The organism is Mesorhizobium sp. M2A.F.Ca.ET.042.01.1.1, assembly GCF_003997405.1.
GTDB lineage: Bacteria > Pseudomonadota > Alphaproteobacteria > Rhizobiales > Rhizobiaceae > Mesorhizobium.
Map to the genome: position 1 here is coordinate 1 of NZ_RZRX01000136.1, position 16,940 is coordinate 16,940.

At 64.8% G+C, this 16,940-nt stretch carries 17 protein-coding genes and 1 pseudogene; 12 read left to right on the forward strand and 6 right to left on the reverse strand.

What is annotated here, in order from left to right:
* The 5 genes and pseudogenes from EOA23_RS20390 to EOA23_RS20415 all read left to right on the forward strand — a co-directional run.
* Positions 1-196: pseudogene (locus EOA23_RS20390) on the forward strand (peptidase S41); the annotation flags it as partial.
* 193 nt (positions 197-389) lie between these two features.
* The gene (locus EOA23_RS20395) at positions 390-1,580 is read left to right on the forward strand and encodes a divergent polysaccharide deacetylase family protein (RefSeq protein ID WP_127305472.1); all 1,191 of its coding nucleotides are present in this window, start codon (positions 390-392) and stop codon (positions 1,578-1,580) included.
* Positions 1,581-1,631: 51 nt separating this feature from the next.
* On the forward strand, positions 1,632-2,147 hold the full coding sequence (locus tag EOA23_RS20400; RefSeq protein WP_127305473.1) for an RNA pyrophosphohydrolase: 516 nt from the start codon (positions 1,632-1,634) through the stop codon (positions 2,145-2,147).
* A gap of 383 nt (positions 2,148-2,530) precedes the next feature.
* Positions 2,531-3,679, forward strand: coding sequence for an alanine racemase (alr, locus tag EOA23_RS20410; RefSeq protein WP_127305474.1), 1,149 nt, complete (start codon positions 2,531-2,533; stop codon positions 3,677-3,679).
* Positions 3,680-3,767: 88 nt separating this feature from the next.
* On the forward strand, positions 3,768-5,030 hold the full coding sequence (locus EOA23_RS20415) for a D-amino acid dehydrogenase (RefSeq protein ID WP_127305475.1): 1,263 nt from the start codon (positions 3,768-3,770) through the stop codon (positions 5,028-5,030).
* A gap of 43 nt (positions 5,031-5,073) precedes the next feature.
* Here EOA23_RS20415 and EOA23_RS20420 read toward each other — a convergent pair whose 3' ends face one another.
* Positions 5,074-7,236, reverse strand: coding sequence for a phosphatidylserine/phosphatidylglycerophosphate/cardiolipin synthase family protein (locus EOA23_RS20420; RefSeq protein ID WP_127305476.1), 2,163 nt, complete (start codon positions 7,234-7,236; stop codon positions 5,074-5,076).
* A complete protein-coding gene (locus EOA23_RS20425) occupies positions 7,233-7,673 on the reverse strand; it encodes a hypothetical protein (RefSeq protein WP_127305477.1) in 441 nt (146 codons plus the stop codon). Before EOA23_RS20425 ends, EOA23_RS20420 begins: the two co-directional genes overlap by 4 nt.
* Before the next feature lie 151 nt (positions 7,674-7,824).
* On the opposite strand from EOA23_RS20425, the gene EOA23_RS20430 reads away from it, so the two are divergent.
* A complete protein-coding gene (locus EOA23_RS20430; RefSeq protein WP_127305478.1) occupies positions 7,825-8,400 on the forward strand; it encodes a hypothetical protein in 576 nt (191 codons plus the stop codon).
* 132 nt (positions 8,401-8,532) lie between these two features.
* Positions 8,533-9,102: a hypothetical protein gene (locus EOA23_RS20435; protein WP_127305479.1), complete on the forward strand. Its 570-nt coding sequence runs from the start codon at positions 8,533-8,535 to the stop codon at positions 9,100-9,102.
* A gap of 30 nt (positions 9,103-9,132) precedes the next feature.
* On the opposite strand, the gene EOA23_RS20440 is transcribed toward EOA23_RS20435, so the two are convergent.
* Positions 9,133-10,014, reverse strand: coding sequence for a LysR family transcriptional regulator (locus tag EOA23_RS20440; protein ID WP_127305480.1), 882 nt, complete (start codon positions 10,012-10,014; stop codon positions 9,133-9,135).
* 366 nt (positions 10,015-10,380) lie between these two features.
* Between EOA23_RS20440 and EOA23_RS20450 the strand changes: the two genes are divergently transcribed.
* The gene (locus tag EOA23_RS20450; RefSeq protein ID WP_126063950.1) at positions 10,381-11,877 is read left to right on the forward strand and encodes a CoA-acylating methylmalonate-semialdehyde dehydrogenase; all 1,497 of its coding nucleotides are present in this window, start codon (positions 10,381-10,383) and stop codon (positions 11,875-11,877) included.
* Between the two features lie 383 nt (positions 11,878-12,260).
* Positions 12,261-12,563, forward strand: a complete 303-nt coding sequence (locus EOA23_RS20455; RefSeq protein WP_042645684.1) for a hypothetical protein — start codon at positions 12,261-12,263, stop codon at positions 12,561-12,563.
* 41 nt (positions 12,564-12,604) lie between these two features.
* Here the strand turns inward: EOA23_RS20455 and EOA23_RS20460 are convergent, their stop codons facing one another.
* Together EOA23_RS20460 and EOA23_RS20465 are read right to left on the reverse strand one after the other, a co-directional pair.
* On the reverse strand, positions 12,605-13,405 hold the full coding sequence (locus EOA23_RS20460; protein ID WP_127305481.1) for an SDR family oxidoreductase: 801 nt from the start codon (positions 13,403-13,405) through the stop codon (positions 12,605-12,607).
* Complete coding sequence (locus tag EOA23_RS20465; RefSeq protein ID WP_127305482.1) at positions 13,402-13,731, reverse strand: nuclear transport factor 2 family protein; 330 nt, start codon at positions 13,729-13,731, stop codon at positions 13,402-13,404. The genes EOA23_RS20460 and EOA23_RS20465 overlap by 4 nt, the downstream gene beginning before the upstream one ends.
* Positions 13,732-13,809: 78 nt before the next feature.
* Here EOA23_RS20465 and EOA23_RS20470 point away from each other — a divergent pair, with 78 nt between their 5' ends.
* Entirely contained in the window at positions 13,810-14,187 is a 378-nt protein-coding gene (locus EOA23_RS20470) for a helix-turn-helix domain-containing protein (RefSeq protein ID WP_127305483.1), read from the forward strand.
* 5 nt (positions 14,188-14,192) lie between these two features.
* Here the strand turns inward: EOA23_RS20470 and EOA23_RS20475 are convergent, their stop codons facing one another.
* The gene (locus EOA23_RS20475; RefSeq protein ID WP_126064896.1) at positions 14,193-14,852 is read right to left on the reverse strand and encodes a GntR family transcriptional regulator; all 660 of its coding nucleotides are present in this window, start codon (positions 14,850-14,852) and stop codon (positions 14,193-14,195) included.
* A 115-nt stretch (positions 14,853-14,967) separates the two neighbouring features.
* Here EOA23_RS20475 and EOA23_RS20480 point away from each other — a divergent pair, with 115 nt between their 5' ends.
* Entirely contained in the window at positions 14,968-15,903 is a 936-nt protein-coding gene (locus EOA23_RS20480) for a dihydrodipicolinate synthase family protein (RefSeq protein ID WP_127305484.1), read from the forward strand.
* A gap of 13 nt (positions 15,904-15,916) precedes the next feature.
* The coding region (locus tag EOA23_RS20485) for an FAD-dependent oxidoreductase (protein WP_189341649.1) at positions 15,917-16,940 on the forward strand (1,024 nt) is incomplete at its 3' end.

The window sequence follows — 16,940 nt, forward strand, 5'->3', positions numbered from 1 at the left end:
GACCCGTGGCGAATCCGACCTCAAGGGCCACATCAAGGGCGCCGACGAGAGCTCGACCGGTTCTGGGTCGGCCGCCTATGTGCCGCCGGATCCGAAGGACGATCTGCAGCTGATCTATGCCGAGCAGCTGCTGCGCGGCGAGAAGACCGACCCGGCCTTCCCGCCGAACCCGGACAAGGCCGTGCTGAACCAGTAAAGCAGTCCGGCTCTGGCAGGCCGATCGAAGCAATGCAATGCTGCCGGGACCGCGAGGTCCCGGCAGTTTGATTCGGGGACCGCGGTTGGGGCGCCACGCGTCTGGGGTATCGCGCCAGCGATTGCGAAGTTTACGCGAGATGTCACGAGAACGTGACATTTCATCCAAGTGGCGTGCTTCCGGGGAACTTAACTTGGCAGACATCGGCAAGGATATCGAACGCCCGCTTGGACAGAAGCTCCGGCCCAAGCGGCGTGCTTCGACCGGCATCAGCGGCGGCACGCTTGCCGCTGTGCTGGCCGTGCTTGCCGTGATCGGCGTTTCCGGCGCGATCGCATTGCGCGACAAGCCGTTCCGTAAACCGCAAGACGTGGCGGTTTCCGCGCCGAAGGTTGTCGCGGCCCCCACCACACCCGCGCCGCCTGCCGCACCGGCTCCGGTTGCCGCGGCGAAACCGCAGGCCAGCACCCCGATGAAGAGCGGCGGGCCGCAGATCATCCACGTCCAGACCGAGGAAGGCGACAGCCCGCCGAAAGCGGCGATCGTCATTCGCGATCCGTCGACGCTTGGCCAGAACCTCAAGGTCGCGCATATCCCGGACAGGGCGCTGATCGAAGCCAGCGACACGGGTCCGCTGCCGATCCGCTCCGCCGACGGCAGGCGGCCCTTCGACGTCTATGCCCGGCCGTGGTCGGGGGCGCGCGGCGCGCGGGTGGCGATCGTCATTGGCGGGCTCGCCGTCTCGCAGACCGGCACGCAAGCCGCCATCGCCAAGCTGCCGGCCGAAGTGACGCTGGCCTTCGCGCCGCAGGGCAACAGCATCGGCCGATGGATGCAGGCGGCCAGGCAGAGCGGGCATGAGATCGTCATGCAGGTGCCGCTCGAGCCGTTCGATTATCCCAACGTCAATCCCGGCCGCAACACGCTCACGGTCTCGGCCAGCCCGGACGAAAACTTGAAAAGCCTGCATTGGGCGCTGTCCAGGACCACAAACTATACCGGGGTCATGAACTATATGGGCGCGCGCTTCTCGGCCGACGCGTCGGCGATGCAGCCTTTCATCGCCGAGCTCGGCAAGCGCGGCCTTGCCTATATCGATGACGGCTCGTCTTCGCGCAGCGTCGCGCCTGACCTGGCGCTGAAGGACGGCGTGCCGTTCGTCGCCGGCGACATGGCGATCGATGCCGTGCAGGACCGCGGCGAGATCCTGAAGAAGCTCGACAGTCTCGAAGCCACGGCGCGGGCCAAGGGCAGCGCAGTCGGCATCGGTTCGGCCTTCGACATCACCGTCGACACGGTGACGTCCTGGATCGCTGAGGCGAAGAAGCGCGGCATCGAGATCGTGCCGATCTCGGCTGTGGCCATAGATCCGCAAAAGGGCTAACGCTGCGCTTGTCGCCGCTGTCAATCCTCGAGACCGCTGGAACGCTGACCCATGGCCAAGACGATCGACCCCGAAACGCTGCCTTACCGTCCCTGCGTCGGGCTGATGATCCTCAACAGAGCCGGCCTGGTCTGGGTCGGCCACCGTATCGCCGAGCCGGACAGCGAGTTCGCCGGCACCACGCAGCTCTGGCAGATGCCGCAAGGCGGCATCGACAAGGGCGAGGAGCCGCTCGAGGCCGCCGGCCGCGAGCTCTATGAGGAAACCGGCATGCGCAGCGTGTCGCTGCTTGCCGAGGCGCCGCGCTGGATCAATTACGACCTGCCGCCGCATCTGGTCGGCGTCGCCTTTAAGGGCCGTTATCGCGGCCAGACGCAGAAATGGTTCGCCTATCGCTTCGAGGGCGACGAAAGCGAGATCGAAATCAATCCGCCGCCCGGCGGCCACACGGCCGAGTTCGACGAATGGGCCTGGCGGCCGATGCGCGAGCTGCCCGAGCTGATCGTGCCGTTCAAGCGCAAGGTTTATGAGCAGGTTGTGGCGGCATTCCAGCATCTTGTTCGCTAGACGTGGCAGGCGTGCTTCTAACTAAGTTCGGCAAGCGAAGAGGTTGGCACCGTAGTCGAGATCATGCTTTGTTGATGCTGATGTGCTGCATGCAAAGAGGCAAACATGAACGACGCGCGGCAAGCGCACTTTAGCGAAGCGTCGGCGCTGCCCCTCATCGCCCTGCCGGGCACTTCTCCCCGTATAGTGACGGGGAGAAGGGGCTGGCCGCAGCCTCGGCGCGCTTCTCGCGACGTTGGTGATTGGCGAAATCGGCGGCGACAGCGCCCCTCTCCCCGTCACTATACGGGGAGAGGATGCCGGCAGGCAGGTGAGGGGCGGCGCCAGCGTCCAAAGTCGTGCGTCGCCGCAACAATTGCAAACCGCCTGCGACGATTGCCTTGATGAGTGATGCCGAAGTGACTTCGCTGCAAACAGTCGCTGCCAATGGTTCGATGGTCAGCGAGGCGGCCGCCGGCGCGATCCTCACTATCGACCTCGGCGCCATCCGGGAAAACTATCGCCGGCTCAAGGCGCGGCTGGGCGGCGTTCGCTGCGCCGGCGTGCTCAAGGCCGACGGCTATGGACTTGGCGCCGCCCAAGTGGCCTCGGCGCTGGCGAAAGAGGGCTGTGACATCTTCTTTGTCGCGCTGCCCGGCGAGGGCATCGCGCTGCGCAACGCGATCGGGCCCGGACCTGACATCTTCGTGCTGAACGGACTGCCTCCGGGGTCGGAACCGGAAGCGGAAGCGGCCGGACTTTGCCCGGTCGTCAACAGCGCCATCCAGCTGAAGGCCTGGCGCCAGGCCGCGCGGAGCGCGGGCCGGAGCCTGCCTGCCGCCATCCAGGTCGATAGCGGCATGGCCCGGCTCGGCATGGCGCCGACGGATGTCGAGGCGGTCGCGAGCGAGGCCGGCGCCTTCGATGGCATCGACATCCGCTTCGTGATGAGCCATCTCGCCCGCGCCGACGAGCCCCAACAGTCGGCCAACGAGAAGCAGCGGCTGGAATTCGACCGGTTGCGCAAGATGCTGCCCGCGGCGCCCGCCTCCTTGGCCAACTCGTCGGGCATCTTTCTAGGGCCGGCCTACCATTACGATCTCGCCCGTCCCGGAGCCGCGCTCTACGGCGTCAACCCGACACCCCACGAAGCCAATCCGATGCTGCCGGTGATAAGGCTGGAAGCCAAGGTGGCGCAAACGCGTGAGATCGGCGCCGGCACAGGCATCGGCTATGGCCACACCCACCAGGCGGACGGGCCGCTCAGGCTGGCGACCATTTCGCTGGGCTATGGCGACGGCTGGCACCGGCGCGCCGCTTCGGCCGCCTGGTTCGAGGGCGTGCGTTTGCCCTTCGTCGGGCGCGTGTCGATGGATTCGATCATCCTCGACATTTCGGCGCTTCCGGCAGGCAGGCTCGGCGAGGGCGACCTCGTCGAGCTCATCGGCCCCTCGCAAAGCGTCGACGACGCGGCCGGCCACGCCGGCACCATCGGCTACGAGATACTGACCAGTCTGGGCACGCGCTTTCACCGCCGCTACCTCGGCGCCTGACCACGCCCCTTGGCGGGCGCCGCAAAATCCGGCACACAGATGAACGAGCCAAAGCGCCTCCGCGTGCACGGCCCTTGAGGGAGATAGAATGAAAGTCATCGTGCTGGGCGGCGGCGTGATCGGGGTCACCACCGCCTACTTCCTCACCGAGGCCGGCCATGAAGTGACCGTCTACGATCGCCAGCCGGGGCCGGCGCTCGAAACCAGCTTTGCCAATGCCGGCGAAGTGTCGCCGGGCTATGCCTCGCCCTGGGCCGGGCCAGGCGTTCCGATCAAAGCCGTCAAATGGCTGTTGATGAAATACGGCCCGCTGGTGGTGCGGCCGGCCTTCGACCCGAATATGTGGACTTGGCTGCTAAAGATGCTGCGCAACTGCACGGCCGAGCGCTATGCGCTCAACAAGTCGCGCATGGTGCCGCTTGCCGAATACAGTCGCGACACGCTGAAGGCACTGCGCGAGGCGACCGGCATCACCTACGACGAACGGGCCAAAGGCACGCTGCAGCTCTTCCGCAAGCAGAAGCAGCTCGACGGCACCGGCGGCGACGTCGAGGTGCTGAAGAAATACGGCGTGCCCTACGAGATCCTCGACCGCGACGGTTGTGTCGCCGCCGAACCGGCGCTCGCCGCCGTGCGCGACAAATTCGTCGGCGGCCTCAGGCTTCCGGGCGACGAGACCGGCGATTGCAAGATGTTCACCGACAAGCTTGCTGAGCTCTGCGTGGCGCGGGGCGTGACCTTCGAATACGGCTCGACCATCCGGAAAGTCGTCAGGAACCGGAACCGCCTCACCAATGTGCTCACCGACAGCGGATGGAAATCCGCCGACGCCTTCGTGATGGCGCTGGGCAGCTATTCGGCGCAATTCATGCGCAAGCTGGGACGACCCATTCCGGTCTATCCGGTCAAGGGCTATTCGATCACCGTGCCGATCACCAATGCCGAGGCCGCGCCGGTGTCGACCGTGATGGACGAGACCTACAAGGTGGCGATCACCCGGCTCGGCGACCGCATCCGCGTCGGCGGCACGGCGGAAATCTCGGGCTATGATCTTCGCCTGCACGAATTGCGCCGCCGCACGCTCGAACATTCGGTCGGCGATCTTTTTCCTGGCGGCGGCGATCTCAAGGCGGCGAGCTTCTGGTGCGGCTTGCGGCCGATGACGCCGGACGGACCGCCCTTGGTCGGACTGAGCGAGGTCGCCAATCTCTATCTCAACACCGGCCACGGCACGCTCGGCTGGACCATGGCCTGCGGCTCGGCCAAGGTGCTGGCAGACATCATGTCCAACCGGGTGCCGGAGATCAACGCGCGCGACCTCAGCCCAGAGCGGTATCTGAGGCCTATTTAAGCGCTCTGCTCGGTATGGAATCGAGACGGCGCGCTTCAATCCCTCAGAACGCCTCTCTGACCCAATTGTCGCTGAACAGCAGGCGGTAGGCCCAGCCGATCGTAACATTGGTGGCGACCGGCCGTGAATGCGCAACGTAGTCCTGGTAGATCGGCTTCATCCTGGCATAGAAGGCCGGATCGAGCACGACCATGCCGTTCTCCGAGTCATGGAAGAAGCTGCGGTTGTTGAGGTTGACCGATGAGATGGCGACCAGCCTTTCGTCGATCATCATGATCTTGGAATGCAGCACGACGTCGGGCGCCTTGAACTCGCGGATGTTGATGCGGTCGCCATATTTCTCGACGAACAGCTTGTTGAGGGCGGTGAGGAACCGGCCGCCGATATCACCCTTGAGGTCGATGCGGCCGACGACATCGATCTTCACGCCCCTGGCCAGCGCCCGGTCGAAGGCCCGGGCGATCTCGGGCGTCAGGTTGAGATAGGGATTGACGATCTCGATGCGATGCTCGGCGGTGTCGACCAGCTCGACGAAATAGGCCTCCAGCGCGTGCCCATCCTGATAGGGCACGGAGATGAAATGCCGCGTTACGCCGCGCGGGGCCGCCCGGGAACGGACCGGAATGGAGAACGGCCTCGACAGGTTGGTGTCGGCGTCGCGCAGCCAGATGGTCGACAGATGCGCGGCCAGCGTCTCGACGGTCGCCTGGTCGGCGATCTCGATGTCGAAGTCGCTCCAGTTGGAATAGTAATTCAGCGAGAAGCCGTCGGTTTTGCCGTATTGCTCGAGGCCCGGATAGCGGGTCAGGTCGACCGGCCTGTGGAACAGAAAACCGTCATGGATGTTGCGGCCGCCGATGATGACGCGCGAGCGCCCGGGCTGTTCGGCCAGCGTCGCCAGCATCTTGACGTGATGGGTCTTGTGCAGCTGCGATATCTGCTCGTCGAACGGGGCGCCGTGATCGGCCTGCCAGCGATATTCCTGCAATTCGACATTGGGGAATTCCGACGCCAGCCGGTGGAGCATGGCGTCGTCCTTCTCCCGCTCCAGCACGTCGGTCACCAGGATGCGCACCTTGGTGCCCTGCGCCGCATGGTGACGGATCAACCGCTCCATGATGCGGCCGGAGAAATCCGCCTTGAATTCCAGCGACGACAGATAGATCAGCCTGAGTTTTGGGGCGTTGGAGAAATCGAGCGGCAGCTCGGGATCGGCCTTGTCGAAGGCACTGTCGGGCAGCCTCTTGCCGAGCAGGGCCTCGACCTTGGCATTGAAGCCGTCGCGCGACTTGCGCAGCAGGGTCGGCGATCCCAGCGGCAGCGCGCAGGTCTGCGACAGCCAACGGCTCGCATAAAAGACGCGGTCGAGTTCCTCCAGCCCCGCCGGAGCGGGCACCGGGCAGCGGTCGTAGCGGCTGTCCAGAGCCGCGATCCAGGGATCGGCACTCTCTTCGCGCAGCAAGGTCAACGGCGCGCCGGCCGGCGCCAGGGTCGAGGTGACGCGCAGATCGCAGCGGGTCAGCGCCTGGTCCGGAAACAGGCTGGCGGAGGTTTCGGCGACCGGCAGGCTCAAATGGAATGGCGAGGCTGCGGCGACCGTGGAGGATCGGCCCGATGCGCGGATCGCGAGCGGGCCGTTGCAGGTGCCGCCGATGTCGAGAGTATGCTGGCCTGCCTGCCGCAGCACGATCTCGACCGAGCGCGCCTGCAGGCCGGAGAAGCTGAAGGTCTTGGGCGCCGAGGGCCGCGCGGCGGCATCGAGATAGAGGGTCTGGCGAGACATGCGCCAGCGCCCCGCGAAATGGCCTTGGCCCGGCTTGCCTGGCGTCGGCGCGAGTTCCGTGTCGTCGAGCGGTTTCGCCAACCGTTGCAGCGCCGGATAGGTCGCATGGAAGCCGCTGTTCTGGACGTCGCGCCAGTCGCGGCCGAAGCGGCCGGTGCCGTTGGCGCGGTCGAGCGCATCGAGGCGGCTTTGGGCGAGCAGCGCCTGGAATTCCCTTTCGTAGGCGCTGTTGCCGTCGCTGGCGAAGTAACGGGCCATGGCGATGCCGTCGCCGCTGCTGTCCGCCGAGACGGGCAGGCGGTCGCAGGCGTCGTCGCCCGGAAAGAAGGCGCAGGCCGATTGTCCGGGCATGCCGGCGCAGCCGGCCAGCACCGTCAGCGCCAGTCCAAGCAATGCCTTGGCGACGGCAGACCCGAGGCTCATCCGGAGGCCCCGTTCATGGCATTGAGCTGGGCGGGGTCGCGCGGCGGCAGGAAGCCTTGCGGAAAGATCCGGCAGACGGGAAAAGCGAAGGTGGCGATCAGAAGTTCGGCCTCGTTTCGCATCTTGCGCGGCGCCGCCTTGTCGTCTCGAATTTTCCGCGCTGAAGCGACGAGCGCGCCGTCGCAGTCGCAATGATTGCGCCTCGCAATGTAGCAGGCGTCATGAACCCGGCAGGCGGCATCGAGGCGGTCGACAGGCCTTGCCGACAGGTCGCCGGTGCGTGTGCCCGGGCCGCAATAATTGCCGATGACGAAAGGCGAGGGCCGCGACATGGCATAGCGAACCGGCTTCGGCAGCTCCGCCTCCGGAACCCTCGCCCAGGGATTGGCGCAGTCCGACAGGAAAAGTAGCGGAAGAATGGCAAGAACGGCTCGCATTTCCCCGCCGGCGTTGTGAAAATTGTCCCCTCGCGCCCAGCCACAGCATGACGAAGCGCCCCGGTGCCACAGTGGCCGAATTTGTGGCGGAGGCAAGGCGGCAACCACCAACTGCCTGTGTTAGGATCGGCCGCAGCGAGGGGACTTCGGCATGCGTCTTTTTCTTTTGGCAACGGCGGCCGCATGTCTGAGCTGCGCCGCGGCGGCGCTTGCCGCCGACAAGACCGTTCACGACAGGAAGCACGGCTTTTCGCTGACCTATCCCGAGGAATGGGCGAGCGAAACCGCCTTTGACAACACCATTCGGCTCAAGATCAAATCCGGCGAACGAGGACTCACCTGCCGCGTGTCGGAAAATGCCTACGATCCGACCGCTCCCGACAATCCACCCGACGTCAGGGCGTTCATGGAGGAAGATTGGCAGGTGAGCAACTGGCAGACCATGGTCGGCGTCGCCTATGAGTCGGCCGCCTTCCGCAAGGACAGGTTGGCGCATTTCCCGGACGGCTATCCGGTGCGCATAGCCGACATGGATTTCCACTATGCAGACGAAAATGTCAGCTTCTACGGCCATTCCCGCATTGCGCTGACACTGCGCCGATCGCATTACGGTTTCGTCGATTGCGGGGTCGCGGGCGACAGCTCCGAAGAGGTAGAGCGCAAATGGGCGCCGCTTGCGGACGAGGCCGAGAAGATTGTGAGCTCGTTCGTGCTCGATGCGGATTAGAGCAATTCCAGGGAAAGTGTGGGCGGTTAGTTTCGGCGCTTGGCCGTAGCGTTCCGCCAGGAATTGCGTCAAAAATGATGAGATAGAGCGGTTGACCATTTCCGCGAAACATTTGAAGGACGAATACCGTCGATGCGTTTTCGTTTTCTGACCACCACTTTGGTATTTCTCTTCTTGTGCGCCACCGCGGCGACGGCTGCGGACAAGACCGTCCACGACCAGAAGAACGGGTTTTCGTTGAGCTTTCCAGAAGAATGGCTCAATGAGGCGCCTTCCGACAAAGAGATACGGCTGAGCGTGAAATCCGCCGATCTCACCTGCATGGTATCGGCTTCATTTTACGATCAATCGGCACCGGACTCGCCGTCCGATACAGGCAAGTTTATGGAGAGCTGGTCGATGAACAATTGGAAGAAGACAATAGGCACCTCATTCAGCACAGCCGATTTTAGCAATGACAGGCTTGCGAGGTTTCCCGATGGCTACCCCGTCCGCCTGGCTGACTTGGATTTTACGGTTCGGAGCGAGAATGCCACCTTTTATGGTCATTCCAGGTTCGCATTCTCAGTCCGAGGGGCGCGCTATGGTTATGTGAACTGCAGCGTGATGGGCGAGAGCGCCGAGCAAGTGGCGCGGATGTGGGCGCCGATGGCGGACAAGGCTGAGCGAGTGGTGAATTCGTTTATTCTCGACTCGCCTTGAACCACGAATTGCGTTTGCAGGTCTGTGAAATCAGCTGAACAGGCCCCGCTCGCGTTCCACCGCCTTGGTGATGAAGTTGGCGACCAGCTGGACGCGGCGCAGCGGCCGCACCGATTCATGATAGACCAACCAGTAGGCGCGGCGGATCGGGGCGACGATGTCGACCGGCACCAGCTCCGGCATCGAACGGGCGACGAATGTGTGCAGGATGCCGATGCCGGCGCCGGAGCGCACCGCTTCGGCCTGGCCGAGCGCCGAGGAGATGGCGAAGCTGGTGCGCCATTCGGGGCTGAACTCGGCGGCATAGTCGAGCGAGGGGCTGACGATGAGGTCCGGCACATAGCCGATCAGCGTGTGCCGGGCGAGTTCTGTCGGCGTTTTGGGCAGGCCGTTGGCCTCGGCATAGGCGCGGGAGGCGAAGAGGCCGAGCGTATAGTCGACCAGCTTGCCCGCCACCAGCCGCCCTTCGGTCGGCCGCTCGACGGTGATCGCAATATCGGCCTCGCGGCGCGACAAAGAGAAGGAGCGCGGCACCGGCACAAGCTGGATGGTGAGCTCGCGGTGCAAAGCGGTCAGTTCGCCCAGCCGTTTTGCCAGGAAGGCGACGCCAAATCCGTCGGGCGCGCCGATGCGCACGGTTCCCGAAACGTCGTCGCCCTCGCCGGCGATGGTCGAGCGCGCGGCGATCATGTCGCCTTCCATGCGCTCGGCGATGTCGAGGAAGCGCTCGCCGGCGGGCGTCAGCTCGCTGCCGGTGGTCAGGCGGCGGAAAAGCTTTGTCCTTAATGCTTCCTCGAGCGCGGCGATGCGGCGCGAGACGGTGGCGTGGTTGAGCTCCAGGCGTTTCGCTGCGCCAAGGATCTGGCCGGCGCGCGCCACGGCGAGGAAGATGCGGACGTCATCCCAGTTCATGGGGATGGTCCTGGTAATAACGATCAAGGCCGCGTTCTGTCGCGCCCCCCTCTGTCCTGCCGGACATCTCCCCCACAAGGGGGGAGATTGGCAGTGTCGCCGGCAGCGCTTTCTCCTGCATCGGCGATTGGCGAAAACCGACGCGACATCTGATCTCCCCCCTTGTGGGGGAGATGGCCGGCAGGCCAGAGGGGGGCGCGAGAAAACTCAACCAGAGAAGTCCTTCACGTCAGGCATTTGCGACAATTAATGCACACTCCGCTGCCGTTGTCTATTTTCCGCACAACGGTTGCGATCTTCCTCGCGTTGCCATCGCCGCCGCAAAGGCGGACAATGGCATCATCACGAAATCCAGGGAGAGAAACCATGATCGAATACGGTCATTTCATCGGCGGCAAGCGTGTCGCCGGCACCAGCGGCCGCAAGCAGGATGTGATGCAGCCGATGGACGGCTCCGTGCGCGGCACGGTGGCGCTGGCCTCGCAGGCGGAATTGCGCGCCGCGGTCGAGAATGCCAAGGCGGCGCAGCCGAAATGGGCCGCCACCAACCCGCAGCGCCGCGTGCGCGTGCTGATGAAGTTCCTCGAGCTGGTCCAGCGCGACTATGACGAGCTGGCCGACATCCTGGCGCGCGAGCACGGCAAGACTATCGCCGATGCCAAGGGCGACATCCAGCGCGGCCTCGAAGTGGTCGAGGTTTGCATCGGCGCGCCGCACATGATGAAGGGCGAGTACACCGACGGCGCCGGCCCCGGCATCGACGTCTATTCGATGCGCCAGCCGCTCGGCGTCGTCGCCGGCATCACCCCGTTCAACTTCCCGGCCATGATCCCGTTGTGGAAGATCGCGCCGGCCATCGCCTGCGGCAACGCCTTCATCCTGAAGCCGTCCGAGCGCGACCCGGGCGTGCCGCTGCGTATCGCCGAGCTCTTCATCGAGGCCGGCCTGCCCGAGGGCGTCCTCAACGTCGTCAATGGCGACAAGGAAGTGGTCGACGCCATCCTCGACGATCCGGACATCAAGGCCATCGGCTTCGTCGGCTCGACACCGATCGCCCACTACATCTATTCGCGCGGCACGGCTTCCGGCAAGCGCGTGCAGTGCTTCGGCGGCGCCAAGAACCACATGATCATCATGCCCGACGCCGACATGGACCAGACGGTCGATGCCCTCATCGGCGCCGGCTACGGCTCGGCCGGCGAGCGCTGCATGGCGATCTCGGTGGCGGTCCCGGTCGGCAACGACACCGCAAACCGGCTGATGGAAAAGCTGGTGCCGCGTGTCGAAAGCCTGAAGGTCGGCCCGTCGACGGATTCTTCCGCCGATTTCGGCCCGCTGGTGACGGCACAGGCGCTGGAGCGGGTGAAGGGTTACGTCGATATCGGCGTCAAGGAAGGCGCCAAGCTCGTCGTCGATGGCCGCGGCTTCAAGATGCAGGGCTATGAGAACGGCTACTATATGGGCGGCTGCCTGTTCGACAACGTCACCGCCGACATGCGCATCTACAAGGAAGAAATCTTCGGGCCGGTGCTCTCGGTGGTGCGCGCGCCGCGCTACGAGGACGCCATCAAGCTCGCCAACGACCACGAGATGGGCAATGGCGTCGCCATTTTCACCCGCGACGGCGACGCGGCCCGTGATTTCGCCTCGCGCGTTCAGGTCGGCATGGTCGGCGTCAACGTGCCGATCCCGGTTCCGATCGCCTATTACACGTTCGGCGGCTGGAAGGCGTCGTCCTTCGGCGACCTCAACCAGCACGGCCCGGACGCGTTCCGCTTCTACACCAAGACCAAGACGGTCACCTCGCGCTGGCCGTCCGGCATCAAGGACGGCGCGGAATTCGTCATCCCGACGATGAACTAGCCGGACGGTTTCTTTAGCTGCGCGTCCTCGCCGCGTTGCGGCTGCGGGCGCGCGGCGGGCATCAAGGACGGCGCCGAGTTCGTCATACCGACGACGAACTAGCCGAACGGTTTTCTAAGAGACTTCAAGGAAGCGCGGTGCAGACCGCGCTTCCTTTTTATGCTGCGTCGACCCCTCTCGCCTTTCGGTTCCGTGTCCAACCACAGGGGCATGATTCCAGGAACGGCACGTCGAGAGCCTATCCGCATCTTCTAAAATTCCATCGCCGTGTGATGGAACCAACAGACCGGTATCCGCCTTAGCCTGTATTCCTGCCATGCGTGCAGGCAACCGAACAGCGCCGGTTCAAGCCGGGGTTCTCGTCTGGCGCGAGGAGGTGTCAGATGACACGATTTGTTGTGGCGGCAATATTGGCGACGGCGGCGATCACCCTTGGAGCCGCCCCGGCAAGCGCGGCGGCGCAATGCGCGGCCCGCGCCGACATCATCAAGGCGCTGGGCGACAAGTTCCACGAAACCGAGGCCGGGCGCGGCCTGATCAATCCGAACGTCGTGCTGGAGATTTTCGTTTCCGATCAGGGCAGCTGGACGGTTCTTGCCTCCGACACCAAGGGGCAAAGCTGCGTTCTCTCGGTCGGCGAGGGCTGGGACAGCCCGACGATCAGGGCGGCGATGCCGGGCGCCTGAACGAAGGCTCTGCCGCAGCGAGCCTGGCGGCAGGATGCCGCTCAGACCGTCGGTATCGTACCGCCGTCAATGACATATTCGGCGCCGTGGATCGCCCATGCGCGATCCGAAACCAGGAAGGCGACCAGCTCGGCGATCTCTCGCGGCCATGCCGGCCGGCCGATCGGGATACCGCCCAGCGCATCCATGATGCCCTGACGCGCGGTTTCCTCGTCCGACCCGGCATGGGCGGCCAAACGCTTGACCATGGCTTCCGATGCGGTGGTGTGAATCCAGCCTGGCGCCACGGCGTTGACGCGGACGCCTTTGGGGCCGAGTTCCTTGGATAGTGCCTTGCTGTAGGTCGAGAGCGCGGCCTTTGCCGCCGCATAGGCAATGGTGGATTCGTGCAAGGGCAGGCGGCGCTGGATCGACGAGATATGAACGATCGCGCCCGATCCCTGCTTGATCATCTCGGGAACCAGCAGTCGGTCGAGCCTCACCGCCGCAAGCAGATTGAGGTTGAGTTCGTCCTGCCAGATCCGGTCGGACAGCGCCGCGAAACCGCCGCCCGGGCTTTTCGACCCGCCAACGCTGTGGATGACGATGTCGATGCCGCCGAGTCCGTCGATAGTGGCGGCGGCGACGTTTGCCGCACCGTCGAGAGTGGCGAGGTCGGCTTGCACGAAGAGTTCCGCCGGTGTTCCGGCGTCGGGCGAACGGGCGGTCGTCGCGACCCTTGCGCCTGCCGCGGCAAGCCGATGGACGATAGCTTCGCCTGCGCCTTTGGTGCCGCCGGTGACCAGCACGCGCTTGCCCCGGAACTCCTGGTCATCGATCGCGAATGTCTGCCGGATGGTCATAGGCCGATCTCCAGTTTCGCGATCCGGTCGCCGCCCAGCGTGAAATTGTAGTGGAGCGTTATCGGGCTGCCGGGGAAATCTCCGGAGACGACACCGGCGATCCGCCATGCGTTGGCTGTGAGAGCGGCCTCCTTAACCTCGACTTTCGCGTGATATTTGTCGGTCGTGCTTTGCATCCACTGACGGATCGCTTCGGTTCCGCGATGGGTCTCGCCTTCGTCCTTGACGATGGCCTCCGGTGCAAAAGGCACGAGCATCGCGTCGATGTCGTGGCGGTTGTTGGCGGCGAAATAATCCGCCAACGGCGGAGGAAGGGTCACGGTCACGGTTTGTCTCCAATTGGATGCCGCCGTCTGTAGGAGGGGCGGCTGTTGTCGGCTGCTAAGATGAGGTATGCTGCGAAAATGACAAGAACCGACGATAAAGTAAGGTACTTACCTGAAAGTGAGCCCGAGCCTCTGACGCCTTCGTCCGCGGCGATCGGCGTCGAGAACGTGCTGCGCATTCTTGAAGGCCGGTGGAAGCTGGTGATCCTGTTTCACCTGTTCGGCGGCAAGGTGCTGCGCTTCTCCGACCTCGAGCGGGCCATTCCGGCGATCTCGCAAAAGATGCTGATCCAGCAACTCAGGCAGATGGAAGCCGACGGCATCGTGCGCCGCATCGTCCATCACCAGGTGCCGCCGAAGGTCGAATACTGTCTGACCGACTGGGGTCAGGCGCTGTGCCCGGCTCTCGATGCCTTGCTGAAGTGGGCGGCGAAAAAAGAGCCGGCTGAGAACTGACGGGATCAACGCGTGGCGGCGACCTCGGCGTGGCCGCGCAGCAGCGCCATCAGTTTCTTGGCGTCCTTGGCGGCGCCTTCCTCGTCGCCATCGAGGATCGAGCGGATCAGCGCGACATGATGCTCGGCTGATTCGGCAAGACCGGTGTCGGCCTTGTAGCGGAACCAGAAGCGGCGGCTGTGGCTCTGCAGGGGGGCGGCCACACGCGCCGCGAAGGGGTTGTCGGCGGCGATGGCCAGCGCCTCGTCGAGCGCCTTGTCGGCCTGGATGAAGGCAAGCACGTTGCCCGAGATCACCGCCTTCTGCATGGCCAAAGCCGCCTCGTGAAACAGGTCGGCGGCCTCGCGTGTGACGAAGCGGGCGGCCGATCGGGCGAGCACGACCTCGATGCCGCGCCGCGCATCGAGCACCCGCAGCCAGTCGCCGGCGTGAAGTGGCGCGACCGCGATGCCGGCGCGGGGTCTTATGTCGAGAAGCCCTTCCCAGGCCAGCCTCTGGATCGCCTCGCGCACCGGCGTGCGCCCGAGACCGAGGCGATCGATCAGCGCGCCTTCCGTGACGAAGCTCGACGGCGCCAGCTCGAGCGTGACGATCATGTGCTCCAGCGCGCGATAGGCCTTGGTTGCCGCCGGCTCGAAGGGGGCGTTCGCATCAGCGGATATCAGTGGGGAGATCAATGGCGGGGCTCCTGATATATTTTTCATATATCATAACGGATTCAGCGTTGACACGCCAATTCTTAATAGATATACGACTGATATATCAGAGGAGAGACAAGCCGTGTGGACCGGAGTTTTCCCAGCAGTCACGACCAAATTTACCGCCGACGACCGCCTCGACCATGCCGAGATGGAGCGCTGCTACTCCCTGCAGATGGAGGCCGGCTGCGACGGCATCATCGTCTGCGGTTCGCTGGGCGAAGGCCCCATGCTGTCGCCCGACGAGAAGGTCGAGGTGCTGAAGACGGCGCAAAAAGTCGCCGGCAAGAAGCCGGTGCTTTTGACCGTCAACGAGCCCGGCACGCGTGAGGCGGCGAGCATCGCCAAGCGCGCCGCCAGGGAAGGCGCCGACGGCTTGATGGTGGTGCCGAGCCCGATCTACCATACCAATCCCGAAGAGACCGTCGCCGCCCTTCGCGCCGTGGCGGAAGCCGGCGACCTGCCGGTGATGATCTACTCGAACCGGCTCGCCTATCGCGTCGACGTGACCGTCGAGCTGATGGAGGAGCTGGCATCGGACAAGCGCTTCGTCGCCATCAAGGAATCCTCCGACGACATCCGCCGCTCGACCGAGATCATCAATCGCTTCGGCGATCGCTATGACCTCTTCACCGGCGTCGACAATCTCGCCTTCGAGGCGCTGTCGGTCGGCGCCATCGGCTGGGTGGCCGGCCTGGTCACCGCCTTCCCGCGCGAGACCGTCGCGATCTACCAGCTGATGCGGCAGGGCCGCCGCGAGGAGGCGCTGGCGATCTACCGCTGGTTCCGGCCCCTGCTCGACCTCGATGTCTCGACCTATCTGGTCCAAAACATCAAGCTTGCCGAAGTGCTGGCGATCGGTACGAATGACCGCGTGCGCATGCCGCGCCAGCCGCTGTCGGGCGAACGCCGCAAGGCGGTCGAGAAGATCGTCCGGGACGCGCTGGCGGTGCGGCCGACACTGCCGTCGCTCCAGACGTCTCCTCGATCGACAGACAGGCTGGTGGCGGCCGAATAGGGACAGCCTTCACGTGCAGGAAAATTCCGAGGACGGGCACCGCCCCTCATCCGCCCTTCGGGCGTCTTCTCACCGTGAACGGGGAGAAGGGGAAGATATTGCCGTCATCGGCGGCGGTATCATCGGTATCTGCGCCGCGACCCTGCTCTCGGAAGCGGGGCGCAGCGTCACCGTCTTCGATCGCACGGGGATCTGCGAGGAGACCAGCTCCGGCAATGCCGCCGCCTTCGCCTTCTCCGACGTGCTGCCGCTGGCGCATAAGGGGATGATCCGGCAATTGCCGAAATGGCTCGCCGATCCGCTCGGGCCGTTGGCCATTCCCCCGGCCTATCTGCCGAGACTCCTGCCCTGGCTGATCCGCTTCTGGCGGGCCGGCGCGGCGAAGCATTACGAGACGAGCCTCGCCACGCAGGCCGGCATGATGAAGCTTGCCGAGGCCGAGTGGATGGGCCTGCTCGACCGCTCCGGCACGCGGCCGATGCTGCGCGAGGACGGCTCGCTGGAATTCTATGAGAGCGAGGCGGAGTTCCGCGCCTCGCTGCCCGGCTGGGCCGAGCGCGAGCGTTTCGGCATCGGCTTCCGCCATGTCGAAGGCGAAGAGATGGCCGCGCTCCAGCCGGGGCTTTCGCCGCGCTTTGTCAAGGGCACCTTCGTACCGGGCTGGAAGACTGTCGCCGATCCGAAATTGCTCGGCAAGGCGGTCTGGGCCTATGCGGAAAAGCTTGGCGCCCGTTTCGAGCATGCGCGGGTCGAACGCGTGGAGGCAGGCGCGAACGGCGCGACGATCGTGCTGGCCGATGGCACCAGGCGAACGGCAAACAATCTTGTGATCGCCGCCGGCGCCTGGTCGCATCTCCTGGCGAAAATTCTCGGCGATCGGATCCCGCTTGAAACCGAGCGCGGCTACAACACGACGCTGCCGGCGTCGGCCTTCGACGTGAGGCGGCAGCTGATCTTTTCCGGGCACGGCTTCGTCATCACGCCGCTGCAGACCGGCCTGCGCGTCGGCGGCGCAGTCGAGCTCGGCGGGATCGACC